Source organism: Pseudomonas fungipugnans (assembly GCF_029955235.1).
In the GTDB taxonomy this organism is placed as follows: domain Bacteria; phylum Pseudomonadota; class Gammaproteobacteria; order Pseudomonadales; family Pseudomonadaceae; genus Aquipseudomonas; species Aquipseudomonas fungipugnans.
Map to the genome: position 1 here is coordinate 2,988,336 of NZ_JARBWL010000002.1, position 23,748 is coordinate 3,012,083.

General features: G+C 61.8%; 20 protein-coding genes. 10 read left to right on the plus strand and 10 right to left on the minus strand.

Annotation, left to right across the window (positions count from 1 at the left end):
- The first annotated feature begins 2 nt into the window (after nucleotides 1-2).
- From POF45_RS29085 to POF45_RS29120, 8 genes are all read left to right on the plus strand, one after another.
- On the plus strand, nucleotides 3-1,325 hold the full coding sequence (locus tag POF45_RS29085; RefSeq protein ID WP_282317358.1) for an MFS transporter: 1,323 nt from the start codon (nucleotides 3-5) through the stop codon (nucleotides 1,323-1,325).
- A 137-nt stretch (nucleotides 1,326-1,462) separates the two neighbouring features.
- The gene (gene araD1 / locus POF45_RS29090; RefSeq protein ID WP_282317359.1) at nucleotides 1,463-2,455 is read left to right on the plus strand and encodes an AraD1 family protein; all 993 of its coding nucleotides are present in this window, start codon (nucleotides 1,463-1,465) and stop codon (nucleotides 2,453-2,455) included.
- A gap of 4 nt (nucleotides 2,456-2,459) precedes the next feature.
- Entirely contained in the window at nucleotides 2,460-4,040 is a 1,581-nt protein-coding gene (locus POF45_RS29095; protein ID WP_282317473.1) for an aldehyde dehydrogenase (NADP(+)), read from the plus strand.
- A gap of 202 nt (nucleotides 4,041-4,242) precedes the next feature.
- Nucleotides 4,243-4,539, plus strand: coding sequence for a DUF5629 family protein (locus tag POF45_RS29100; protein ID WP_259502610.1), 297 nt, complete (start codon nucleotides 4,243-4,245; stop codon nucleotides 4,537-4,539).
- The gene (locus tag POF45_RS29105) at nucleotides 4,526-5,701 is read left to right on the plus strand and encodes a lactonase family protein (protein ID WP_259502611.1); all 1,176 of its coding nucleotides are present in this window, start codon (nucleotides 4,526-4,528) and stop codon (nucleotides 5,699-5,701) included. Before POF45_RS29100 ends, POF45_RS29105 begins: the two co-directional genes overlap by 14 nt.
- A 156-nt stretch (nucleotides 5,702-5,857) precedes the next feature.
- Nucleotides 5,858-6,037 (plus strand): hypothetical protein, encoded by a 180-nt coding sequence (locus tag POF45_RS29110; RefSeq protein WP_259502612.1) that lies wholly within the window; start codon nucleotides 5,858-5,860, stop codon nucleotides 6,035-6,037.
- Nucleotides 6,038-6,283: 246 nt separating this feature from the next.
- Nucleotides 6,284-6,496: a hypothetical protein gene (locus POF45_RS29115; RefSeq protein ID WP_259502614.1), complete on the plus strand. Its 213-nt coding sequence runs from the start codon at nucleotides 6,284-6,286 to the stop codon at nucleotides 6,494-6,496.
- On the plus strand, nucleotides 6,493-6,750 hold the full coding sequence (locus tag POF45_RS29120) for a hypothetical protein (protein WP_282317360.1): 258 nt from the start codon (nucleotides 6,493-6,495) through the stop codon (nucleotides 6,748-6,750). The genes POF45_RS29115 and POF45_RS29120 overlap by 4 nt, the downstream gene beginning before the upstream one ends.
- A 34-nt stretch (nucleotides 6,751-6,784) precedes the next feature.
- Here POF45_RS29120 and POF45_RS29125 read toward each other — a convergent pair whose 3' ends face one another.
- The 10 genes from POF45_RS29125 to POF45_RS29170 form a co-directional block, all read right to left on the minus strand.
- The gene (locus tag POF45_RS29125) at nucleotides 6,785-7,381 is read right to left on the minus strand and encodes a glutathione S-transferase (protein WP_282317361.1); all 597 of its coding nucleotides are present in this window, start codon (nucleotides 7,379-7,381) and stop codon (nucleotides 6,785-6,787) included.
- Nucleotides 7,378-11,019, minus strand: coding sequence for an AAA family ATPase (locus POF45_RS29130; protein ID WP_282317362.1), 3,642 nt, complete (start codon nucleotides 11,017-11,019; stop codon nucleotides 7,378-7,380). Before POF45_RS29130 ends, POF45_RS29125 begins: the two co-directional genes overlap by 4 nt.
- Nucleotides 11,016-12,260, minus strand: a complete 1,245-nt coding sequence (locus tag POF45_RS29135; RefSeq protein ID WP_282317363.1) for an exonuclease SbcCD subunit D C-terminal domain-containing protein — start codon at nucleotides 12,258-12,260, stop codon at nucleotides 11,016-11,018. The genes POF45_RS29130 and POF45_RS29135 overlap by 4 nt, the downstream gene beginning before the upstream one ends.
- 2,570 nt (nucleotides 12,261-14,830) lie before the next feature.
- Nucleotides 14,831-16,471 carry a BatD family protein gene (locus POF45_RS29140; protein ID WP_282317364.1) on the minus strand — a complete coding sequence of 547 codons (1,641 nt, stop codon included), beginning with the start codon at nucleotides 16,469-16,471 and terminating at the stop codon, nucleotides 14,831-14,833.
- Complete coding sequence (locus POF45_RS29145) at nucleotides 16,468-18,195, minus strand: tetratricopeptide repeat protein (protein WP_282317365.1); 1,728 nt, start codon at nucleotides 18,193-18,195, stop codon at nucleotides 16,468-16,470. The genes POF45_RS29140 and POF45_RS29145 overlap by 4 nt, the downstream gene beginning before the upstream one ends.
- The gene (locus POF45_RS29150) at nucleotides 18,192-19,271 is read right to left on the minus strand and encodes a vWA domain-containing protein (protein WP_259502621.1); all 1,080 of its coding nucleotides are present in this window, start codon (nucleotides 19,269-19,271) and stop codon (nucleotides 18,192-18,194) included. The genes POF45_RS29145 and POF45_RS29150 overlap by 4 nt, the downstream gene beginning before the upstream one ends.
- Entirely contained in the window at nucleotides 19,264-19,758 is a 495-nt protein-coding gene (locus POF45_RS29155) for a DUF4381 domain-containing protein (RefSeq protein WP_259502622.1), read from the minus strand. Before POF45_RS29155 ends, POF45_RS29150 begins: the two co-directional genes overlap by 8 nt.
- Nucleotides 19,755-20,699 carry a DUF58 domain-containing protein gene (locus tag POF45_RS29160; RefSeq protein WP_259502623.1) on the minus strand — a complete coding sequence of 315 codons (945 nt, stop codon included), beginning with the start codon at nucleotides 20,697-20,699 and terminating at the stop codon, nucleotides 19,755-19,757. Before POF45_RS29160 ends, POF45_RS29155 begins: the two co-directional genes overlap by 4 nt.
- A gap of 5 nt (nucleotides 20,700-20,704) precedes the next feature.
- The gene (locus POF45_RS29165; protein ID WP_003218556.1) at nucleotides 20,705-21,664 is read right to left on the minus strand and encodes an AAA family ATPase; all 960 of its coding nucleotides are present in this window, start codon (nucleotides 21,662-21,664) and stop codon (nucleotides 20,705-20,707) included.
- A 296-nt stretch (nucleotides 21,665-21,960) separates the two neighbouring features.
- Nucleotides 21,961-22,314, minus strand: coding sequence for a hypothetical protein (locus POF45_RS29170; RefSeq protein ID WP_282317366.1), 354 nt, complete (start codon nucleotides 22,312-22,314; stop codon nucleotides 21,961-21,963).
- Nucleotides 22,315-22,483: 169 nt separating this feature from the next.
- Between POF45_RS29170 and POF45_RS29175 the strand changes: the two genes are divergently transcribed.
- Together POF45_RS29175 and POF45_RS29180 are read left to right on the plus strand one after the other, a co-directional pair.
- Nucleotides 22,484-23,032, plus strand: coding sequence for an RHS repeat-associated core domain-containing protein (locus tag POF45_RS29175; protein WP_349016873.1), 549 nt, complete (start codon nucleotides 22,484-22,486; stop codon nucleotides 23,030-23,032).
- Complete coding sequence (locus POF45_RS29180) at nucleotides 22,956-23,621, plus strand: hypothetical protein (RefSeq protein ID WP_282317367.1); 666 nt, start codon at nucleotides 22,956-22,958, stop codon at nucleotides 23,619-23,621. Before POF45_RS29175 ends, POF45_RS29180 begins: the two co-directional genes overlap by 77 nt.
- The last annotated feature ends 127 nt before the right edge of the window (nucleotides 23,622-23,748 follow it).

Below are 23,748 nucleotides of genomic sequence, written 5' to 3' on the forward strand. Positions count from 1 at the left end.
CCATGAGCCAGGAACTGCGGCTGATTCGCCGCATCACGCTGAAACTGATTCCTTTCCTGATCCTGCTGTACCTGATTGCCTATGTGGATCGCTCCGCCGTTGGCTTCGCCAAGCTGCACATGGGAGCGGACATCGGTATCGGTGATGCGGCCTATGGCCTCGGTGCCGGGCTGTTTTTCATCGGCTATTTCCTGCTGGAAGTCCCCAGTAACCTGATGCTCGAACGCTTCGGTGCCCGGCGCTGGTTTGCGCGGATCATGATCACCTGGGGCGCGATCACCATCGGCATGGCGTTCGTCCAGGGGCCGCACAGTTTCTATGTGATGCGCTTGTTGCTCGGCGCCGCCGAAGCGGGCTTCTTCCCCGGCGTTCTGTACTACATCACCCAGTGGTTCCCGGTGCGCCATCGCGGCAAGATCCTCGGCCTGTTCATTCTGTCGCAACCCATCGCGATGATGATCACCGGTCCGGTTTCAGGCGGTTTGCTGGGCATGGACGGCACGTTGGGGCTGCATGGCTGGCAGTGGCTGTTCATCGTCATCGGCACACCGGCAATCCTGCTGACCTGGCCGGTACTGCGCTACCTGCCCGACGGCCCGCAACAGGTGAAATGGCTGGACCAGGCCGAGAAGGACTGGCTGGCCGGCGAGCTGCAAAAAGACCTCGCCGAATACGGCCAGACCCGCCACGGCAACCCGTTGCATGCACTCAAGGACACGCGCGTGTTGCTGCTGGCGCTGTTCTATCTGCCGGTAACCTTGAGCATCTATGGCCTTGGTCTGTGGTTGCCGACGCTGATTAAACAGTTTGGCGGCAGCGACCTGGCGACCGGGTTCGTGTCGGCGGTGCCCTACCTGTTCGGGATCATCGGCCTGTTGATCGTGCCGCGCAGCTCCGACCGCCTGAATGACCGCTATGGTCATCTGGCAGGGCTTTACGTGCTGGGTGCCATCGGCCTGTTTCTCAGCGCCTGGCTGTCGGTGCCGCTGCTGCAACTGGCGGCGTTGTGTCTGGTGGCGTTCGCGCTGTTTTCCTGCACGGCGGTGTTCTGGACCTTGCCGGGGCGTTTTTTTGCCGGTGCCAGCGCGGCGGCGGGGATCGCCTTGATCAACTCGGTGGGCAACCTCGGCGGGTATATCGGACCGTTCGTGATCGGCGCGCTCAAGGAATACACCGGCAACCTGGCTTCGGGGTTGTACTTTCTGTCGGGGGTGATGGTGTTCGGGCTGCTGCTGACCGGTGTGGTGTATCGGCTGCTGGAGCGTCGGCATGTGTTGCCGGTGGAGCAGTTTGCGGCGAGTGCCCGAGGTGCGACCCGGACTTGAATGACACACCGAACCCCTGTGGGAGCGGGCTTGCCCGCGAAGACGGCGCCGAATGGCGGTGACGGATGGTAGGGGCAAGACAGTTGCTCCCACAGGGTCTTGCGGTGCTTTGAAGATCTGTTTACAGGAGAAAACCCATGCGTCTGGTTCAATTCGAATTGAGTAACGGTGAGCGCCGTGTCGGCGTGGTGCAAGCAGGGCGGGTGCGTGAAGTTCAGGAGGTGCGCAGCGTCCGCGATCTGGCGCTGGCGGCCATCGCGGCGCGGATCGATCTTGGGCAGCAGGTGCAGACCCTCGGCCTGGGCATCAGCCACGACTACGCCGAACTGCTGGCGACACTGCGCATCCTGCCGCCATTGGACCACCCGGACCCTGCGCACCTGCTGGTCAGCGGCACCGGCCTGACCCACCTGGGCAGCGCTTCGGCCCGGGACAAGATGCACCAGCACGGCAATGACGAAGCGGCCATGACCGACACCCTGCGCATCTTCAAATGGGGCGTGGAGGGCGGTAAACCGGCAGCGGGGCAGGCCGGTGTGCAACCGGAGTGGTTCTATAAAGGCGACGGCAGCATCGTCGTGCGGCCGGGCCGGCCGTTCCCGCTGCCGCCCTTTGCCGAAGACGCCGGGGAAGAGCCTGAGCTCAGCGGCCTCTACGTCATCGGCCACGACGGCAAGCCGTACCGCCTCGGTTTTGCGGTGGGCAACGAGTTCTCCGATCACGTCATGGAGCGCAAGAATTACCTGTACCTGGCGCACTCGAAACTGCGCAGTTGCAGCTATGGCCCGGAACTTCGGGTCGGTGAATTGCCTCAACATCTGGCAGGCACCAGCCGCATTCTGCGCGACGGCGAAGTGCTGTGGCAGAACGAATTTCTCAGCGGCGAAGCCAACATGTGCCACAGCCTGCAAAACCTTGAATACCACCATTTCAAATACAGCCAGTTCCTGCGACCGGGGGACGTGCACATTCACTTCTTCGGCACCGCGACCCTGTCCTTCGCCGATGGCATCCGCACCCAGCCGGGTGATGTGTTCGAAATCAGCCAGGCTGAATTCGGCGCGCCATTGATCAACGGCATTGAACCCGTTGAAGCAACGTTCGAGCCCGGCACCGTCGGCACCCTTTAAGGAGATTTCCATGACGCTTGGTCACAATTATATCGGCGGCCAGCGCAGCGCCGCCGGCAGCATCAAACTCCAGAGCGTTGACGCCAGCACGGGCGAAGCGCTGGCCGACGATTTTTATCAGGCAACTGAGCAGGAAGTGGATGCGGCTGCCAAGGCTGCCGCCGCTGCTTACCCGACTTATCGCAGCCTGAGCGCCGAACGCCGGGCGCAATTTCTCGATGCAATTGCCGATGAGCTCGATGCCCTGGGTGACGACTTCGTCGCCGTGGTCTGCCGTGAAACCGCGCTGCCTGCCGGACGGATTCACGGTGAACGCGGTCGCACCAGTGGCCAGATGCGCCTGTTTGCCAAGGTGCTGCGACGGGGCGATTTTTACGGCGCGCGGATCGACCAGGCGTTGCCCGAACGCACACCGCTGCCGCGTCCTGACTTGCGCCAATACCGCATCGGCCTCGGCCCGGTGGCGGTGTTCGGCGCGAGCAATTTCCCTCTGGCGTTTTCCACCGCCGGTGGTGACACCGCCTCCGCGCTGGCCGCTGGCTGCCCGGTGGTCTTCAAGGCCCACAGCGGCCATATGGCGACGGCCGAACGGGTTGCCGACGCGATCATCCGTGCCGCTGAAAAAACCGGCATGCCCGCTGGCGTGTTCAACATGATTTACGGCGCCGGGGTGGGTGAGGCGCTGGTCAAGCATCCGGCGATTCAGGCGGTCGGTTTTACCGGTTCGCTCAAGGGCGGTCGTGCGTTGTGCGACATGGCCGCCGCTCGCCCACAGCCGATTCCGGTGTTCGCCGAAATGTCGAGCATCAACCCGGTGATCGTATTGCCTGCGGCGCTGGCCGCTCGCAGCGAAACGGTGGCGCGCGACCTGACCGCTTCGGTGGTGCAGGGCTGTGGCCAGTTCTGTACCAACCCCGGTCTGGTGATCGGCATTCGCTCGCCGCAGTTCAGTGCGTTTGTGCAGCAAGTGGCGCGGCTGATCGACGATCAGCCGGCGCAAACCATGCTCAACGCTGGCACGCTGAGCAGCTACGGCAAAGGCTTGCAGAAACTGCTCGCGCATCCACGCATCGAGCACCTGGCCGGGCAGCCGCAGCAGGGCAATCAGGCGCAGCCGCAACTGTTCAAGGCCGATGCGGGCTTGCTGATCGATGGCGATGAAGTGCTGCAAGAAGAAGTGTTCGGCCCGACCACGGTGTTCGTCGAAGTGGCGGATCAGGCGCAACTGGGCGCCGCCCTGAACGGCCTGCACGGCCAACTGACGGCGACGATCATTGGCGAGCCGGCGGACTTTGAGCAGTTTGGCGAGTTGACGGCGCTGCTGGAACAGAAGGTCGGGCGCATCCTGCTTAACGGTTATCCAACCGGTGTCGAGGTCTGCGATTCGATGGTGCATGGCGGCCCGTACCCGGCGACCTCCGATGCCCGCGGCACCTCGGTCGGCACCCTGGCCATCGACCGCTTTCTGCGCCCGGTGTGTTTCCAGAACTACCCCGACAGCCTGCTGCCGGACGCCTTGAAAAATGCCAATCCGCTGCGTATTCAGCGGCTGGTGGATGGACAGCCTTCCCGCGAGGCGATCTAACGGTTAACCACCGTTCCCTGTGGGAGCGAGCCTGCTCGCGATGACGATTGAACATTCAGCATTGATGTCGACTGTTCTGCCGCTATCGCGAGCAAGCTCGCTCCCACATTTGTGCCGTGTTGTGAGCAAGTTTTGTGAGCCCCGTTAAGCGGTCCTCACATTGAGCTATCATTGCCCCTTTCCCCTTCAAAGATTGCCTGCCATGACTGCCGTAACCGACACCTTGCTCAACGCCCTTGAACACGCCGACATGCTGGAAATCGACGGCCTGCATGCCTTCGAGTTTTCCCTCGATGAAGACGACAACCTGCACATCGAATGCATGGACGGCCGAGCGGCGAAGCACTGGGCGTTCACCATTGCGCAGATTCAGGCGGCGACCTTCGATCCAACCCTGCAAAGCTGGCTGATTACCGGTGACTCCGGTGAGCACCGTCTGGTGCTGATGGAAGCGTTCGGTGGCGATAACGACGAGGAAGCAGAGCATGAAGATGCGTAATTTCTGGCCATTGTTGATGGCCGGCAGTGTGGGCGCCATGGGTGTCCAGGCGGCGCCGGCCGACGATTATCAATTATTGGTCGGCTCCTACACCGCGGGTCAGAGCCAGGGTATTTATCGCCTGAACTTCGACAGCGCCACCGGGCAGATCGACGCCAAGCCGCTGCAAGTGGTCAAGAGCGAAAACCCGTCCTGGCTGACCCTGTCCAAGGATCAGCACGTGCTGTTCGTGGTCAATGAAAACGGTCCGGGCCAGAAAGACCCGGTCGGGCGCGTCAGCAGCTATGCGATCAACCCCAAGACCCATGAGTTGACGTTGATCAACCAGGTGCAGAGCCTGGGCAACGAGCCGACTCATTCGAGCCTCAGTGGCGACGGCACTCACCTGTTCGTCAGCAACTACTCGGTGGTCGAAGATCCGGGCGGCACCCTGGCGGTGTTGCCAGTGGGCACCGATGGCAAGCTCAAGACCGTGGTGCAGCTGAGTGCTCACCCCTCGAGCCGGGTCAACCCGGAGCGGCAGGCATCGAATCACGTGCACTCGACCATCTCCTCGCCAGACGGCAAGTATGTGTTCTCCAATGACCTGGGTGCAGACAAGATCTTTGTCTATCGCTTCGATCCCAAGGCCAATCCGGATTTGCCGTTGACGCCTGCGACGCCGGCCTCGGTGTCGTTGCCGCCGGGCAGCGGTCCACGTCATCTGCTGTTCAGCGCTGATGGCAAACATGCCTGGTTGACCACGGAAATGAGCGCTCAGGTCACCGTGTTCGACTATCAGGACGGCACACTCAAGCCGACCCAGACCGTCGATCTGGCGGCAGGACAGCCGACCTCCGACAAGGCCGGTGCCGCGCTGCACGCCTCCAAGGATGGCAAATTCCTCTATGTCAGCAACCGGGGCACCGCCAATCAGTTGCTGGTGTTTTCCATCGATCCGGCCACCGCCCAGCTCAAGGAGTTGCAGCGACGCTCGGTCGAAGGCGATCACCCGCGCGAATTCAGCCTCGATCCCAGCGGCAAGTTCCTGCTGATCGCCAACCAGAAGAGCAACCAGATTGTCGTCGTCGAGCGCGATGCCAAGACCGGTCTGCTGGGTAAAACCGTGCAAAAACTGCCGATGGACGCGCCCAGCGACCTCAAGTTTCTGGTGCGGCAATAGGCCGCAGGCCCCGATTGAAGGGGCCTGCATCCTTCTATCAATGAGAGTGATAACAGCTAATGCTACAAAGCATTTCAAGGCGCTGACCCTCGGGGAGTAAGTTTGCTTCACGGCCCAACCGGGCAAGCAAGCCAACTGACTCCGAGGAACACCGCCATGAACTTCAATCTCTTCTCTGTAATCGCCGCTTCCGCTATCTCCGCCACCGTGGCTCTGCCAGCCAGCGCCAACGTCGAAATCAACAGCAAAAAATCCCACACCCAGAGCTACACCCAGAAATACCTGCAACAGAGCGCCAACTTCTACGCCGCGCTGGATCACAAAACCCAAGCCTGAACGCTTAACCCCACCTATCCAAATGTGGGAGCGAGCCTGCTCGCGAAGGCGCAGTGTCAGCTGACATCCATGTTGCTGACCCACGGCCTTCGCGAGCAGGCTCGCTCCCACATGTCATTTACACAGCCCCATTTTTCATGAGCTAAAGATCAATAAAGCTGATCTCCACTATGCATAAAGCCCGTTGGATATCACGAGTTGTTTGATGGATTCTGTGGTCACTGAAACATGCCCACGGAGAACACCATGGCCAGCGCAATTCTGACTTCCGCCAAACACGGCGCCTACCTGGCCATCGGTCTTTACGTGGCACTGGTGCTGGTGGTCAGCCTTTCGGCTCAATCGCAACAGCCTCTGCAAGCACCGATTCAAGTCGCCTACCCCGGCGTCCAGTTCGAACATCGCACGCAAAGCGCCGTCGTTGATCAGCACGGCATCGCCCCAGTGGTGGGCGCATGAAAGGGCGCAGACTCTGGGTTATCGCCGTTTTGGCCTTCATGACCAACGGCGCATCGCTGCTGGGCATCGGCCAGGGTTCGGCGGGGTCGGTGGCGCGAGCCATCGAGTGCAGCCACAACATCGCGCATAACATCCAGACGGCCAAGGCTCTGGGGATGCTGGTGGGCAATCCGCCACTCAAGCCGCGGGCGGAATACTTTGGGCCGTTTGTGGTGGATTGCTCGGCGTTGAACATGTGCTCGGTGTTGGCATGAGTTCACTTGAAACCGCCTTCGGGGGCAACCCGGTCTATCTGGCCATCACCGCAGTAAACAACGCCGACTCCAGAAACCGCTGCAACCAACCCTGCAACCGTGCATAAGGCGCCTGCCCAAACCACTCCCGATCCACATGCGCAAACTGCCGCACAAACGGCATCAGCGCCACATCCGCCAGGCTCGGCTGGTCGCCCAGCAAGTAAGCGCCGCCCTCCAGCCGGTCATCGAGCTTGCGCAGGAACACCTCGCCATCGGCGCGATAGTCGGCCATCGAGCGCTCGGGATAGCGCTCGGCATATTTGTAGTGATTGAGGTGCACCTTGAACACCTGATCGTTCTCCTCGATCAGGGCCGCGATCAGTGACTGAGCGGCCGGGTCATCCTTGCGCAACCAGTCCTGCGGGTCATTTTGTGCCAGTGCCCAGCGCATGATGTCCAGGCTCTCGTCGATCACCCGACCGTCCGCGTTCAGCACCGGCACCGTGCCTTTGCCCGACAGTGCGAGCATTTCGGCAGGCTTGGCCTTGAGGCTGACTTCGACGATGTTCACTGCAACCGCGCAATAACGTACCGCCATGCGTGCTCGCATGGCGTAGGGGCAGCGGCGGAAGGAGTAGAGCGTATTCATTTCACCTCCAGGGTACTCAGGCCGTTGCCCTGACGGCGCACCTGGATCTGCACCGGAATCCGTTCATGCATTTCCTGTACGTGGGAAATCACCGCGACCTTGCGGCCCTGCGCCTGCAAGCCGTCGAGGGCGTCCATGGCCAGTTGCAGGGATTCCGGGTCGAGGCTGCCGAAGCCCTCATCGATGAACAGCGATTCGATCTTCAGCGTACTCGAGGCCATCGACGCCAACCCCAGCGCCAGTGCCAGCGACACCAGGAACGTCTCGCCCCCGGACAAGGAATGCACCGAACGCAGTTCGTCACCCATTTCGGTGTCCATCACCAGCAACCCGAGCATGCTGCCGCCGCGTTTCAGGCGATAGCGCCGCACCAGTTGGCGCAACTGCACGTTGGCGTGATGCACCAGCAGGTCGAGGTTGTAGGCCTGGGCGATCTTGCGGAACGTGTCGCCGGTGGCTGAACCGATCAAGGCGTTCAAGCGCGCCCAACGCTGGTACTCGGTGTAGGCGTCGGCAATTTGCTGCGCCAGCGCCTGATTGGCGTTCTGTCGGCGCTGATCCTCGGCCTGTTCGGCACGCAGTTCGGCGCAACGGTGTTCACTGGTGGCGAACTGCGTTTGCAGGTCAGCCAGTGCCGCAACCAGTTGCTCGGCATCGAGGTTGCCGTTGTGCTGCGCCTGATGCTCGAGCAGGCGTTTATCCCGCTCTTGCAAGAGCACTTTCGCCTGTTCGATGGCTTTTTCGCTGTGCTGCAATTGCTGGCGCAGCTCGCTGACCTGCTGATCGTCGATGCCGAGCAACACTTCCAGCTCGGCATCGTCCAGCTCCGGATGCTGAGCGCGCCAGTCGGCAATCTTGCTGCTCAGTTCACGGCTGTCGCCTTCAAGGGCCTGCAAGCGTTCCTGTTGCGCCTTGAGCTCGGCAGCCAGTTGCACCCGCTGTGTGCGCACGCTTTGCAGTTCCTGATTGGCCGCTGTTTCGGCAGCGCGAGCCTGCTCCACCGTCTGATCCAGTTGTTGCTGCCACTGCTCGGCGCTGGCATGTTCGCCAAGCAATTGCGTGAGCTGCTGCTGACAAGCCTGTTGTTGCTCGGCCAGTGCGGTGAACTGCTGTTGTGCACTTTGCAGTTGCTGGACACGGGTCAGTTGACGGTCCTGTTCTTTCTCCAGCGTCTGCTGGCGCTGCTGCTGTTCGCCGAGTTCATCGCGCTGCTGGTCGAGCTGTTCCAGGCGCTGGGCGATCTGCTGGTCAAGCTGCATGAAAGTCGCCGCCGGTTCGTTGCGCAACGCCTCCAGAGTCTCGGCTGGCAGCAGACTGCTGAACGCCGCGAGTTCCTCGTCCATGCGCTGACGATCACTGCTCAGCGCCTGTTGCTGGGCACTCAAGTGCTGGGCCGCTTGCTGACTCGCCGTTTCGGCGCTGCGCAGTTGCTGGGCCAGACGCGCCGCGTCCTGTTGCAGGGTGAGCAGGGCGCTTTGGCGTTGTTCGTCCTGGCTGATGCTTTGATTCAGCTGGCTGTTTTGCTGTGTCAGCCAGGCATCACGCTTGAGCGCGTCCTGAGCCAGCAACTGCGCCGACAGGGGATGCGCCTCAATGCTTGGCGTCAGGCCCTGTTGAGCGATGGCGAGTTGTTCCTGCTGTTGCAGCAATTCTTTTTGCTGCGCAATCAAACCACCGACTTCCGCCCGCAACTCGGTGAGTTTTTCCTTTAGTTCATCGACTGCTTTCTGGGCGTTGGCCTGTTCGCTTTCATCGTGGCGACCGAGGCTTTGCAGCAAGGCTTCGGGCTGGTGATACGGATGATCAGGGCTGCCGCACACCGGGCATGGCTGATCGTCCTGCAATTGTTCGCGCAGTTCTTCGACGCTGGCACTGCGGGCCAGCCGCTGACGCTCCAACAGTTCGCGGGTGACGGTCAGGGTCTGTTCGGCAACGGTCAGTTCGTTCTTGGCCTTGACCCCGTCCTGCGTCAGGCGATCCCGTTCCTGCTGCGCCAGCGACTGGCGTTGCTGAAGCTCAGTGCCGCGCTTGTCCAGCTCCTGCTGACTGACCCACAGCCGTGTCAGCTCTTCAAAGGCGCGCAACTGTTTGCGGTTGTCCTGCAACAGATTGCCCAGCAGCTGGATTTGCTCGGTAACGGCTTCCGGCTCGGCGCCGGCTTCCTTGTACAGCACTTCCAGCTGCTGCTTTTGCGCGCTCAGTGCTTCGGTAGCGCGAGTGGCGGCGCTCTCAAGGTCAGCCAGTTCGGCCTGGCCCTTGTTCAGGCGATTGCCGACCAGCATCAGTTGTTGCAGGCGATCGCGCCACGCGTTCCAGGCGTCGCCCAATGGCGCCAGGTGGCTGCTGTGTTCAAGCTCGGTGGCGATGCGTTGCAAACGCTCGGCGACCTGCTTTTGCTGATCGAGCAGCGTCTGAATCGCCGTTTGCCCCTGGGTGCAGGTCAGCTCCGCTTGTTGCTTGATGTCGGCGCTCAGGCTGGCATCTTTGCCGAGGCGGGCGAGGGTGTTTTGCTCTTCAAAGGCCTGACGCAGCAATGGTGCGCTGATGCTGTGCTGGTGCTGCGCGGTGCTCAGCGCCGTGTTGGCGTCACTGAGGCTCTGTTCCAGTTGCGTCTGACGCTCGTTCAGCGCGATTTGCTGTGCGATGTGCTGCTGAATCTGCACCGCCAGCGGTGTGAGCTGGGCGCTGAGTTCCGTCTGGCGGGCGAACTGGTGCCGTTGCGGCGCGAGTTGTTCCAGGCGCGTCAGTTTCAGGCGTTCGCCGGCCTGGTTGTTCCAGTGCAGTTGGGCGCCGCTCAATTGTACGCTGGCGCTCTGCTGTTCGTCCTGCAATTGGCCCAGGACTTTGAGCCAGGTGCTTTGCTGGTCGAGTTGCTTGAGCTGCGCCTGCTGTGTCTTGAGTTGCAGTTGCGCTTCGTTGAAGCGCTCGTCCAGCTCGGCGCGGGCTTCGGGCGCCAACGGGGTGACGCCAGTGGCCTGATCCTGCAGCAGCTTGTGTGCTTCGCGAGCCTCTTTGGTCTTGTCGAAGGCGCGACGACCGAGACGGGTGTAGAGCGCCGTGTCGGTGAGTTTTTCCAGCAGTTCGCTGCGGTCGTTGTCGTCGGCCTTGAGGAAGGCGCTGAACTCACTCTGCGCCAGCAGCACGGCGCGGGTGAACTGTTCGAAGTTCAGGCCCAGTGCCGCCTCCAGTTGCGTCTTGTATTCGCTTTTCTGACTGGCCAGCAGTTGATCCTGATCGATATCGCGCAGGCTCTGGCGACTGGCCTGCAGCTTGCCACCGGCCTTTTCCCGGGCGCGATTGGCTTCCCAGCGTGCACGGTAGCGGCGGCCATCGACGCCGACGAAATCCACTTCGGCATAGCCTTCGCCGGTGCCACGACGCAGCAAGGTGCGCGGATCGCCGGTGCCGATTTCTCCGTCAGCGTCCGGTACCTTGGCGTCGCGTCCAGTGTTGTTCAGGCGTGGCACGGCGCCGAACAGCGCCAGGCACAAGGCATCGAGCAGCGTGCTTTTGCCGGCCCCGGTCGGCCCGGTGATGGCGAACAACCCGGCACTGGCCAAGGGCTCGGCGGTGAAATCGATTTCAAATGGCCCGGCCAGCGAGGCAAGGTTTTTCAGGCGGATCGCGAGGATCTTCATGGCTGTTCGCTCTCCATTTGCACGTCTTGCAACAGCTCGGCAAAGTCCTTGAGGGTTTGCTCGTCGACCTCGCTGGCGTATTGATCCCGCCAGGCGCGGCTGAACAATTCCTGTGGTGTGAGCTGGTCGAGCTCGATCAGTGGGGTGCCGTCGTCGCTGCCGTCACGGCCACCGTTGCCGGCGTACTCGGCGGCAATTCGCACCAGCCGTACGGCTTTGCCTTGCAGCGCGCTTTCCACTTGATGGCGCAAGTCCGGTTGCGGCTCGTCCAGACGCACCCGCACTTCCAGCCACGGCTGGCGCTGGGTTTCAGCCAGCAGATCGACGTTCGGCAGCTCCGCCAGTTGCAGCAGGATGTCCCCCAGCGGTGCCGGGCCCATGCGTTGCAGATTGACGGCGCGGGGAATCAGTTTCGGTTCGACGCTGACCAGGGTTTCGCCGTCCAGGACGACGTCGAGAATCTGGTGCTGATAACCGATTTCCGAGAACGACAATGGAATCGGCGAGCCGCTGTAGCGGATGCGCGTTTCACCGTTGACCTTCTGCGGTTTGTGCAAGTGGCCGAGGGCGACATAGCTGATGCTCGCGCCGAACAGGCTGGCGGGCAGTGCTTCGGCGTTGCCGATGATCAGGCTGCGCTCTGAGTCTTCGGACACCGAACCGCCGGCCATGTGCGCGTGGCTGATGGCGATCAGCGCCTGTCCCGGCTGGCGTTTGGCGTTGGCCGCCGCGATCAGCCATTCGTGAACCTGGCCGATGCCGCGCAAATAATTGTCGCCCAGCTGCGCGCCGGTCACTTCGGCGGGCCGCAGGAACGGCAGCGCCAGGCACCAGCCGGCAATCGCGCCGCTGGCATCCGGTAACGGTAGCAACAACCGTTCGGCGTCCAGTTGCCCGTCATCGAGCCACAGCACGCGGCCCAACGCATGGGTCCGCAAGCGGCGCATCAACGGCGCCGGCAGTTCAATCCGCGAACCGGAATCGTGGTTGCCGGCGATCATCACGATGGTCAGCAACGGCTGCTGCTCGTGGGCGCTGACGATGAAATCGTAGAGGCGTTCCTGGGCTTTGACCGGCGGGTTGACCGTGTCGAAGATATCGCCGGCGATCAGCAGGACGTCGGGCTGGTCCAGTTTCAACTGGCGCAGCAGCCACTCAAGAAAACAGCCATGCTCGAAATCGCGGTCCTGGCCATGCAGGTTCTGCCCAAGGTGCCAGTCGGAGGTATGAAACAGACGCAAGGCGAACTCCGTAGGAAATAAGATGATGGCCGCGTGGTAACGAAAGCGGCTAAAGGGGAGGGAGTTTACTGGCAAAGCGCGAAGCTGTGGTGTTGCACGGCGCCTGTGGGAGCAAACCCGCTCCCACAGGGGATTCATGTCGGGCAAAAAATCTGTGCCTGGCACAAAAACCAGTGTAGGAGCGAGCTTGCCCGCGATGGGGCCGTGTCAGTCACCATCACTGCTAATGACCCACCGCAATCGCGGGCAAGCCCGGCTCCCACAGTTGATCTTCAGTGAACACAAAATGGGTGTTCGGCAGCGATCCAGTGTGGGAGCGGGCTTGCCCGCGATGGGGGCGTGTCAGGCACCATCACTGCTAATGACCCAACGCTATCGCGGGCAAGCCCGGCTCCCACAGTTGATCTTCAGTGAGCACAAAATTGGCGATCCACACAGATCCAGTGTGGGAGCGGGCTTGCCCGCGATGGGGCCGTGTCAGCCACCATCACTGCTAATGACCCACCGCTATCGCGGGCAAGCCCGGCTCCCACAGTTGATCTTCAGTGAACACAAAGTTGGCGATCCACACAGATCCAGTGTGGGAGCGGGCTTGCCCGCGATGGAGCAGTGTCAGTCACCATCCTTGCTGAATGACCCACCGCTATCGCGGGCAAGCCCGGCTCCCACAGGTGATCTTCAGTGAACACAAAATGGGTGTTCGGCAGCGATCCAATGTGGGAGCGGGCTTGCTCGCGATGGGGCCGTGTCAGGCACCATCACTGCTAATGACCCACCGCCATCGCGGGCAAGCCCGGCTCCCACAGTTGATCTTCAGTGAACACAAAATTGGCGATCCACACAGATCCAATGTGGGAGCGAGCTTGCTCGCGATGGGGCCGTGTCAGCCACCATCACTGCTAATGACCCACCGCCATCGCGGGCAAGCCCGGCTCCCACAGGTGATCTTCAGTGAACACAAAATGGGTGTTCGGCAGCGATCCAATGTGGGAGCGGGCTTGCTCGCGAAGGGGCCGTGTCAGCCACCATCACTGCTAATGACCCACCGCAATCGCGGGCAAGCCCGGCTCCCACAGTTGATCTTCAGTGAACACAAAATGGGTGTTCGGCAGCGATCCAGTGTGGGAGCGGGCTTGCCCGCGATGGGGGCGTGTCAGGCACCATCACTGCTAATGACCCAACGCTATCGCGGGCAAGCCCGGCTCCCACAGTTGATCTTCAGTGAACACAAAATTGGCGATCCACACAGATCCAATGTGGGAGCGAGCTTGCTCGCGATGGGGCCGTGTCAGCCACCATCACTGCTAATGACCCACCGCCATCGCGGGCAAGCCCGGCTCCCACAGTTGATCTTCAGTGAACACAAAGTTGGCGATCCACACAGATCCAATGTGGGAGCGAGCTTGCCCGCGATGGGGCCGTGTCAGCCACCATCACTGCTAATGACCCACCGCTATCGCGGGCAAGCCCGGCTCCCACAGTTGATTTTCAGCGAGCACAACATTGGCGATCCACACAGATCCAGTGTGGGAGCGGGCTTGCTCGCGATGGGGCCGTGTCAGCCACCATCACTGCTAATGACCCACCGCCATCGCGGGCAAGCCCGGCTCCCACAGTTGATCTTCAGTGAACGCAAAATGGGTGTTCGACAGCGATCCAGTGTGGGAGCGAGCCTGCTCGCGATGGGGCCGTGTCAGGCACCATCACTGCTAATGACCCACCGCCATCGCGGGCAAGCCCGGCTCCCACAGTTGATCTTCAGTGAACACAAAATTGGCGATCCACACAGATCCAATGTGGGAGCGAGCTTGCTCGCGATGGGGCCGTGTCAGCCACCATCACTGCTAATGACCCACCGCCATCGCGGGCAAGCCCGGCTCCCACAGTTGATCTTCAGTGAACACAAAGTTGGCGATCCACACAGATCCAATGTGGGAGCGAGCTTGCCCGCGATGGGGCCGTGTCAGCCACCATCATTGCTAATGACCCACCGCTATCGCGGGCAAGCCCGGCTCCCACAGGTGATCTTCAGTGAACACAAAATGGGTGTTCGGCAGCGATCCAATGTGGGAGCGGGCTTGCTCGCGAAGGGGCCGTGTCAGCCACCATCACTGCTAATGACCCACCGCAATCGCGGGCAAGCCCGGCTCCCACAGTTGATCTTCAGTGAACACAAAATGGGTGTTCGGCAGCGATCCAGTGTGGGAGCGGGCTTGCCCGCGATGGGGGCGTGTCAGGCACCATCACTGCTAATGACCCAACGCTATCGCGGGCAAGCCCGGCTCCCACAGTTGATCTTCAGTGAGCACAAAATGGGTGTTCGGCAGCGATCCAGTGTGGGAGCGGGCTTGCCCGCGATGGGGCCGTGTCAGCCGACATCCCGGTTGAATGACCCACCGCTATCGCGGGCAAGCCCGGCTCCCACAGGGGATTTTCAGTGAACACAAAATTGGCATTCGGCAGTGATCCAGTGTGGGAGCAGGCTTGCCCGCGATGGGGCCGTGTCAGGCACCATCACTGCTAATGACCCACCGCCATCGCGGGCAAGCCCGGCTCCCACAGGGGATTCACTACTTGGGATAAAGCGGCGGCAACCCGCTATCGCCCACAGGATCCTGCACCCGCTCCGCCGTCGGGATCGACTTGATCGCCCGCCACAGTTCCTCGCCCTGCCAGTGCTGGCCGGTTTCGCTGTAGAGCGCGCCGTTCAGGCCGTCGAGGGCGTCGGACAGGGGCACGAAGCGGGCTGCCATGTCGGCCAGGGTTTCCGGTTGTTGTCGGGCCCAGGCGTCGAGGGCCTGGCGGGTGGCTTGCGGGTCGTTGGCCTGGCAGGCGCGCTTGAGGTCGTCGAGCACCGTGCGCGGGCTCGGGCCGGTTTGCGCGGCCCGCAGGATCGCCGGTTGCCAGCGGGCGCGCCACCACAGGCCGAAGCCCAGCAGGGTGGTGCAGGCGAAGATCACCGTGCTGAGTTTCCACCACCACAGGGCTTCACTGTCGGCGCCGAACGCGGCTTGCGGACCGGTGGCCGGCGTGTCGACCACCAGGCTCGGGTTGTTTGCCACTTGCAGGGTCCGGGCCGGCAGGCTGGTGTGTTCCAGGTGATCTTCGAAGGTGTTCCACCAGACGATGTTGACCATTGGCAAGTCGATGGCGCCGCTGCGGGTCGGCACCAGCGCTTCGCGGTCTTCGCGGCTGCCGATCAGCCCGCGTTCGCTGTTGTGGTTGCTCAGTACCGGTTGATCCGGGTAGCGCCGCAAGCCATTGCCATCGGTGGCGGGCAGTGGCGGCAGTTGCGAACCGGCCAAGCCTTCGGCTTTTACCGTCAGGCTGCGGGTCAGGGAGTCACCGACCTGCGCGTGATCCGGCTCCGGGTTCCAGCTTTCTTCCAGGCTCAGGCTGCGGGCCGGTAGCCAGGGCGCGTCCGCGGGATAGGCAACCGGCTTGGGTTTGACCGTCAGTGGGATCTCAGAGGAACTCACGCGCATCAGTTTGCCCGCCTTGGGCCCGGACGCGGCGGTGTCCAGGGATGGCTGCGCGTCAACCAGGGTGGCGCTGAACGTCTGTGTCGGGATGGTCAGCAGCCCGCTGTGCTGGGGGAAAATCGCGTAGCGCATTTCGATCACGCCATGGCGCAGGCCATTGATGACTTTTTCATAGGTGCGCGATTCGCCGAGTGTCTCGATGCGCGCATCGGGAATTTGCAGCGGGGTCAGGCTGCTGTCGTCGTACAGCGACACCGAGTGGTAAATGCGCAACGTCAGGATCGCCTGGGCCTGCACGTACACGCTGCTCTGATCGAGGCTGGCTTCGATGAACACCGGCGCCAGGGTGGTCTTGGTGTCCTGGTTTTCGCTCGCCATCACTTGCACGGTCAGCGGTTGACTGCGGGCTTCACCCAATTGCAGCGACGGGATTTCCACGCTGCCGTTTTCTTTGGGCAGCAGGGTGATGATCCAGCGGGTAGTCGCACGGTTGTCGCCGTTGAGGGTGTTCAACTGGTTGACCTGCCGGGTGCCGCGTACTTCGAACAGCGGCTCCAGCGGCGTCAAGTCGGGCTTGCCGAACAGCGTGACATCGGTGGACTCCAGGGTCAGATCGACGGTTTCCCCTGAATTCAGGCGACTGCGGTCGACACTGGCGGCCAGCTCCGCAGCCTGGGCCTGACCGGTCCACAGCAGTACAGCGAGCAAGAGGGCGGTGAAGCGGGTCATCGATTTTTTCCCTGATCCTGATGTTGTTGCTGTTCGTACCAGAATTTGCGCCTGAGCAATTCGCCGGGGTCGTCCGGGATTTTTCTGAGCCATTGCTCCAGCGCCTGCTGCTGTTCGCCTTCGATGCGGTCACTGGTCGGGCGCGGCGGTGGCTGGGTGCTTTGCTCGTCGGCCAGTTCGCTGCCGGGTACTTCATTGGGCCCCGGTTGCGGTGGTGAGGCAGACGACTGTTCGGTGTTCGCCGGGGGTGCCTGGCCATCGGCTGTCGCTTCGGCGCTGGTCGACGGCTGTGTGGCGGCCCCCGGCGGCGGGCTTTGGCTGGCATTGTCGATTTCGGCTTTTTCCGGCTCGGCTGCCGCTGCGGCTTTCTGTTTGAGCAGGCTTTCCACCAGTGCCTTGTTGGTCAGCGCCGGGCGCAGGTCCGGCTGGCGTTCCAGTGCCTGATCATAAGCGTCCAGCGCGGCTTCCAGCTCACCACTTCTGGCCAGGGCGTTACCCCGATTGTAGTGCGCCCGGGCGTCGTTGCCTTCGGCGAAGCGCTGGGCGGCGCCACTGTAGTCGCCAGCCTCGTACAGCGCCACGCCTTGCCACTGTGGGTCTTCAAAATGTTGTGCGGCCTCGGCCGGGCGTTCCTGTTTGAGCAAGTGCAGCCCACGCTGATCGGGGCGTAGCCACAGGTCTTGAAAGTCGAAGGCGTAGCTCGGTTGCGGCATCAGGAACAGCAGCGGCAGGCAGAACAACCAGCCGCGACGACCGGCGCAGGCGGCCAGCAGCAACAGTGGCAGCAGCAGCCAGTAACCCTGATCGGCCCACGTGTCCAGGCGCAGGGTCTGACCATCGTTGCGCAATGCGCGCGGGCCGTCGAGCAGGCCCAGCGCGCGCAAATCACTGTCATCGAGCCGCGCCTGATGATAGCTGCCGCCCAGGTTGTCAGCGAAAGCGCTCAGGCTCTGGCTGTCGAGGCGGGGCACCAGGATCGCGCCTTGGGCGTCCTTGAGAAAACTGCCGTCATTTTGCGCCACGGGCGCGCCTTCAGCCGTACCGACGCCGAGCATCAGGAATCCGGTTGACGTAGCGCTGAGCGCCTGGCGAATACCCTGGCGTTCCTGCTCCGTGAGCGAGGATCCGACCAGCAGGATCCGGCCCTGACCGAGCGCGCCCTGTTCCAGCAGCGTCAGCGCCTTGCTTACCGCCAGATCGGCGCGATGACCGGGCTCTGGCATCAGCGACGGCTTGAGCGCGTCCAGCAGGTTGCGGCTGGTGGACAGGTCGTCCGACAGCGGCACCAGCGTGTGCGCGCTGCCGGCATAGACGACGATGGCGGTCTGCGCGTCGCTGCGGCTTTGCAGCAGGTCGAACACCTTGCGCCGCGCCTGCTCCAGTCGAGTGGGCGGGGTGTCCGTGGCGAGCATTTCCGGGGTCAGTTCCAGCAGCACCACCAACGGGTCGGCGGGTTTCTGACTGGTCTGTTCGACGCGCTCCCAGCTCGGCCCGAGCAGCGCGCCAAGCGCCAGCACCCAGGCCAGGCCCAGCACCACCCACGGCAGCTTGCTGTCGCGACCGTTGCCACCACTGAGCAGCGCGGCGTGGAAGGCCGGCGGCAGGATCATCTGCCAGCGCCCGGCGCGTTTCTGCCGGTGCCACAATTGCCAGAGCAACCAGCCCAGCAACGGCAACAGCAGCAGCCACCAGGGGCGGAACCAGTAAGGCCAGAGCGCGCTCATCGACGCCTCCGCAGACGCAGGCGTTTAAGCCGTTGACGCCAATCCGGCAATTGCTTGTGCAAAAACAGTTGTTTGGTAAACAGTCGTTGCAGCGGGTTGTGCGGCCAGCGCTCGCGCACCACCAGCAGCAGGCTCATCAGCAGTGCCAGCGCCAGCGGCCAGTGATACAGCGCTTGCGCCGGGCGGGCCTGGGTCGGTTGCTGGGCGACCGGTTCCAGCTTGTCGAGGGTGTCCTTGATCGCCTGCAACTCCTTACCGTCACGGGCGCGGAAATACTGGCCACCGGTAGCGTCGGCGATGGCCTTGAGGGCCGGTTCGTCGAGGTCCAGGCTCGGGTTTACGCCAAGAAAGCCCAGGGTGCCGCTTTGCTCGGGGTCGGCGCCGATGCCGATGGGGTAGATCTTCACGCCTTCACGGGCGGCCAGTCGTGCGGCGGTCAATGGGTCGATTTCGCCGGCATTATTGGCGCCGTCGGTGACCAGAATCAGCACGCGGCTCTGGGCCGGACGCATGCGCAAGCGCTTGAGACCCAGGCCGATGGCGTCACCGATGGCGGTGTTCTTGCCAGCAATGCCGATGCGCGCTTCGTCCAGCCACACCCGCACGGTGTGGCGGTCGAAGGTCAGCGGCGCCTGCAAATACGCCTGGCTGCCAAAGAGGATCAGGCCGACCCGGTCACCTTCGCGGCTTTCCAGAAAATCGCCGAGCAGGTACTGCACCAGTGACAAGCGGCTGACGTCTTCGCCTTGCCACTGCATGTCGGGGAAATCCATCGAGCCTGAAACGTCCACCGCCACCAGCAGATCGCGCCCACTGGCGGCAATCGGCAGCGGTTCGCCGAGCCATTGCGGACGCGCCGCCGCCATCAGCAGCAACAGCCACAGCAGTATGAACGGCGCTTGCTGGCGCCAGGCCGGCAGGTTGGCGCGGGCACGGCGGCGGGTCAGGCCTTCGAGGTCGTGCAAAAAGCTGACCTTGAGCGCCGGTTCACCGCTGTCGGCCACCGGCAGCAGGACACGCATCAGCCACGGCAGGGGCAGCAGGGCGAACAGCCACGGCCAGGCGAACTCAAACATGTTTGCGAATCCAGGTGTCGACGGCCTGGGTCAGGCCGGCGATGGCCTTGTCGTCGAGTTTGCATTCGGGTTTGTAGGCGCCTTCCACCAGCACCATCCAGCGTGTAAGGCCGGCGGCAGGGCAGCGGTTATCGAGGAACGCCAGCCATTTGCGGCCATTGAGCGTGTGGCTCTGGCTGTAGGGATAGTGGTTGCGGCACAGGCGCTTGAGCAAACCATTGAGTTGCTGCAACCAGGCGCCGGCCGGGGCGCCGTCATAGGGCTTGGGCATTTGTGCCAGCTCGGCCAGTGCGGCGATGCGCACCGGGTCCAGCGGCTGTTCGGCGCGAACGATCGGGCGTTTGTCGGGGATCAGCCGGCGCAGTCGCCACAGGCCGAAACCAATCAGTGGCAAGAGCAGCAACAGCAGCCACCAGCCCGGTGCTGGCGGCCAGAAGCTGATCGGCGGCGGCGACATCAGCGGTTGCAGTTGATCGATACTGTTCATCGACCTTTTCCCGGTTTCTGTGGGTTCAGGTACTCGCGCAGTTGTTCGACCATCTCGCTCTGGGTGCTCAGCGGCATCAACAGCACCCGCAGTTTCTGCGCGAGCAATTCCCAGCGGGCAATGCGCGCTTCGGCTTGGGCGCGATAGGTCTGGCGCAGGTCGAAATTCAGGGTGTCGATTTCCAGCTGCGCCCCGCGTTCGGCGAAACGCAGCAGCCCGGCGGCGGGCAGGGCATGGTCCAGCGGGTCGGACAATGGCAACAGCAACAGGTCGCAATGGCGCGACAGCAGGCTCAACTGTTGCTCGGCACCGTCGTTCAGGGCGCGTTCGTCACAGATCACGATCACCAGGCTGCCGGGACGCAGCACTTCGCGGGCACGGCGCAGGGCGATGTTCAAGCCATCCTCGTCCGGTGCGCGTTCGGTGTGCAGCGACTGATTGACCCGCACCAGGCGGTTGAGCAATTGCAGCAGGCTTTGTTTGCTGCGCCGCGGCTTGATTTCATAGTGTTCGTTGTCGCCGAACACCAGCCCGCCAACCCGGTCGTTATGCCCCAGCGCGGCCCAGCCAATGAGGCTCGCGGCTTGCGCGGCGAGTACCGATTTGAACATCAGCCCCGAGCCGAAAAACAGCCGGCGACTTTGCTCGACCATGATGAAGATCGGCCGTTCGCGCTCTTCGTGGAACAGCTTGGTGTGCGGTTCCTGAGTGCGGGCGGTGACGCGCCAGTCAATGGTGCGCACATCGTCGCCGGCCTGATAGACCCGCACCTGATCGAAATCCACGCCACGACCGCGCAGCTTGGAGTGGTGCAGGCCGATCAGCGGGCTGCGCTGGCTCGGCGTGGAAAACAATTGCACTTCGCGCACGCGATGGCGCATCTCGATCAGCTCGGCGAGGCTGACGCGGATGCCCGGTTCAAGTGGCGGGAGGGCGTTCATCGGGGTCAAGCGACGGCTACGACGTCGAGAATCCGCTGGACCACGCGGTCCTGGTCAATGCCAGCGGCTTCGGCTTCGAAGGACAGAATGATGCGGTGACGCAACACGTCGAACAGCACTGCCTGAATGTCTTCCGGGCTGACGAAGTCGCGACCGGCCAGCCAGGCGTGGGCCCGGGCGCAGCGGTCCAGGGCAATCGAGCCGCGAGGGCTGGCGCCGTAGGCGATCCACTCGGCCATTTCCGGGTCGAACTTGGCCGGCGTGCGAGTGGCCATGACCAGTTGCACCAGATATTCCTCCACCGCGTCGGCCATGTACAAGCCGAGGATTTCCTTGCGTGCAGCGAAGATCGCCTGCTGGCTGACCCGGCGTTCGGGCTTGGTTTCACCGTTGAGAGCTTCGCCACGCGCCTGTTGCAGGATGCGGCGCTCGACGGCGGCGTCCGGGAAACCGATTTTCACGTGCATCAGGAACCGGTCGAGCTGGGCTTCGGGCAGCGGATAGGTGCCTTCCTGCTCGATGGGGTTTTGCGTGGCCATCACCAGGAACAGTGGCGACAGCTCATAGGTGCTGCGCCCGACACTGACCTGGCGTTCGGCCATGGCTTCGAGCAATGCCGATTGCACCTTGGCCGGGGCGCGGTTGATTTCGTCCGCCAGCACCAGGTTGTGGAAGATCGGGCCTTGCTGGAACACGAAGCTGCCGGTTTCCGGGCGATAGATTTCCGTGCCGGTGATGTCGGCGGGGAGCAGGTCGGGGGTGAACTGGATGCGATGGAACTGCGCTTCGATGCCTTCGGCGAGTTCTTTGATGGCCTTGGTCTTGGCCAGGCCAGGAGCGCCCTCGACCAACATGTGGCCGTCGGCGAGCAGGGCGATGAGCAAGCGCTCGATGAGTTTTTCCTGGCCGAGAATCTGCGTTGAAAGAAAGGTTCGCAGCGCAAGCAGCGCTTCACGATGTTCCATCGATGACTGTTCCTGGAAAGGGTGAGCGAAGGCGTTCGAATAACACCAGGGCCGGGGGCACTACTTTAATGCATCGGGGGGTGTGGCGACTAACGGCATTTTGCGTGGAGGGTGGGAAATGGTTGGCGAAATTGTTTGTAAATTGTATGGCCGGAGGTTGGGTGGTGATCTCATGGACCTCATCGCGAGCAAGCTCGCTCCCACAGGTAACCGCGTTCTTTCAGTAAAGACGCGATCCACTGTGGGAGCGAGCTTGCTCGCGATGAGGCCGGATCAGGCGCCCGATATTCTGGAAATCAGAGCTGGCGGATATAGGTGCCAGTGCCCTTGAGAATGTTCTGCAAGGTTTCTTCCAGTTCCGCCAGGTCCGTCATGTCAGCGTCAAAGGTGATCTCCAGCGAATCATCACCATTGAGCGCATCAGCATCCCCAGCGGCGATTTCGATCAGCAGTGTGCCCGCGCCGAGGGTGACTTTCACCCCGTCGAGCGTCGAAGGCTCATCCCCCAGCGTGATGTCCAGTGCGTCCTCGTCCGGGTAGCGGGTCATCAGGAACATATCGCCCTGGTCGCTGTGACAGCACAGCATGGCCATGTTGTCTTCTTCGTCATCGCACGGGTTGACGATCAACAGGGCGGTGGTCATTTGCATAAGGAATTCCTGGCGCTGGGCGCGGTGTTGGCAGGCAAAGGGTGATTTTGCCAGCGTCCGGATATTTTTGCTGGGGTGTGTTGAACCTAGCAGTTCTGCTAGTTGTTGTTTTTGGCAAAAGGATAGACAGTCATGGACGTTTCCTGATCCTGGTCTGTCGGAGTTTCCTATGCCCAGCCAACCGAAAGCCCCACTTGTGCGCTATCAATACGATGCTCTGGATCGGCTGGTCAGTCATGGCCGGCTGGATGATGCCGGGCGTCAGCGCTTCTACTGTGATAACCGCCTGGTCACCGAGCTTGAAGGGGATGAGCGATTGTCGATTGTCCAGCACGCTGATCAATTGCTCGCACAGCAACAATGCCATGGCGACGGTGTCATCAGCACGTTACTGGCCACTGATCAGCAGCGTTCTGTTCTCAATGAACTTCAGGCGAATTCGCAACGATCCATCGCCTATTCGTCTTACGGCCATCACCCCCGCGAAAGCGGGTTGAGCAGTTTGTTGGGGTTCAACGGGCAGCGAGCGGAACCGGTGACCGGGCATTATTTGTTGGGTAATGGTTATCGGGCGTTTAATCCGGTGCTGATGCGATTTAACAGTCCGGATAGCTTGAGTCCGTTTGGGAAGGGCGGGGTGAATGCTTATGGGTATTGTCAGGGGAATCCGATTAATCGGAGTGATCCTACGGGGCATTTTTTTTACTGCGGCAAGTGATTTTTTTTCTGTCATCAAAGCCAAGTATCTATCGGTTAAGACGGGTGCCAGTTATAAACCCGTACAACGCTTTACAAGGGTTTCCGAGGCGGGAGCTGTGTTTGTAGATAAATACAAGGGCGGTACCAGGCTAAATATTTATGGGCATGGAAATTCGACGGGGTTTAAGTGGCAGGATGAAGTGCTATCAAGCTCTGGTGAGGTGTTGGCTCCTAAGTTGATGCTAAGCCCTGATGAGCTTGTTCAACGTATTGAAGGTGTAGGTTTTGATTTTAAATCATTTGATAGTGTGCGCTTGCTTTATTGTTACTCAGGTTCCGAATTCGCAAGCGTCGGAAATTCATCAAGACTGGCCTCCGCCAAGTTGTTTTCCATAGCTACTGGTCTCCCTGTAAAAGGCTATAAAGGAGGGGTCAAGGCGAGAAATCTATTGTCCCGTATTGAACAGCTCGACATCGGTGAAACCTCTAAATCTACTGAGTATTTGAGGATTAACAAAAAAGACAGGCTGTCGACATTGCCTGAAGTCATAGATTATCGTCCCATCACCTTTCAACCCGAGATTGCTCGCGATATCCGAAGTGGCTGAGTTTAACTAGTAACTTGAGTAGGTATGCATCAGACGTGCAACACAAATGTGTGGCAGATGTCAAAGCGTGCGCCTTGAACAGGTACTGAGCGTGGTTTTGCCCGCTCAGGAAGGATCTTGCCGGACC

Excerpts from the sequence above, each read along its gene's own strand:
- POF45_RS29160 (WP_259502623.1), bottom strand. The coding sequence starts at position 20,699 with ATGAACGCCCTCCCGCCACTTGAACCGGGCATCCGCGTCAGCCTCGCC.
- POF45_RS29145 (WP_282317365.1), bottom strand. The coding sequence starts at position 18,195 with ATGAGCGCGCTCTGGCCTTACTGGTTCCGCCCCTGGTGGCTGCTGCTG.
- POF45_RS29110 (WP_259502612.1), top strand. The coding sequence starts at position 5,858 with ATGAACTTCAATCTCTTCTCTGTAATCGCCGCTTCCGCTATCTCCGCC.
- POF45_RS29105 (WP_259502611.1), top strand. The coding sequence starts at position 4,526 with ATGAAGATGCGTAATTTCTGGCCATTGTTGATGGCCGGCAGTGTGGGC.
- POF45_RS29140 (WP_282317364.1), bottom strand. The coding sequence starts at position 16,471 with ATGACCCGCTTCACCGCCCTCTTGCTCGCTGTACTGCTGTGGACCGGT.
- POF45_RS29150 (WP_259502621.1), bottom strand. The coding sequence starts at position 19,271 with ATGTTTGAGTTCGCCTGGCCGTGGCTGTTCGCCCTGCTGCCCCTGCCG.
- POF45_RS29165 (WP_003218556.1), bottom strand. The coding sequence starts at position 21,664 with ATGGAACATCGTGAAGCGCTGCTTGCGCTGCGAACCTTTCTTTCAACG.
- POF45_RS29180 (WP_282317367.1), top strand. The coding sequence starts at position 22,956 with ATGCTTATGGGTATTGTCAGGGGAATCCGATTAATCGGAGTGATCCTA.
- araD1 (WP_282317359.1), top strand. The coding sequence starts at position 1,463 with ATGCGTCTGGTTCAATTCGAATTGAGTAACGGTGAGCGCCGTGTCGGC.
- POF45_RS29125 (WP_282317361.1), bottom strand. The coding sequence starts at position 7,381 with ATGAATACGCTCTACTCCTTCCGCCGCTGCCCCTACGCCATGCGAGCA.
- POF45_RS29130 (WP_282317362.1), bottom strand. The coding sequence starts at position 11,019 with ATGAAGATCCTCGCGATCCGCCTGAAAAACCTTGCCTCGCTGGCCGGG.
- POF45_RS29120 (WP_282317360.1), top strand. The coding sequence starts at position 6,493 with ATGAAAGGGCGCAGACTCTGGGTTATCGCCGTTTTGGCCTTCATGACC.
- POF45_RS29155 (WP_259502622.1), bottom strand. The coding sequence starts at position 19,758 with ATGAACAGTATCGATCAACTGCAACCGCTGATGTCGCCGCCGCCGATC.
- POF45_RS29100 (WP_259502610.1), top strand. The coding sequence starts at position 4,243 with ATGACTGCCGTAACCGACACCTTGCTCAACGCCCTTGAACACGCCGAC.
- POF45_RS29170 (WP_282317366.1), bottom strand. The coding sequence starts at position 22,314 with ATGCAAATGACCACCGCCCTGTTGATCGTCAACCCGTGCGATGACGAA.
- POF45_RS29115 (WP_259502614.1), top strand. The coding sequence starts at position 6,284 with ATGGCCAGCGCAATTCTGACTTCCGCCAAACACGGCGCCTACCTGGCC.
- POF45_RS29085 (WP_282317358.1), top strand. The coding sequence starts at position 3 with ATGAGCCAGGAACTGCGGCTGATTCGCCGCATCACGCTGAAACTGATT.
- POF45_RS29175 (WP_349016873.1), top strand. The coding sequence starts at position 22,484 with ATGCCCAGCCAACCGAAAGCCCCACTTGTGCGCTATCAATACGATGCT.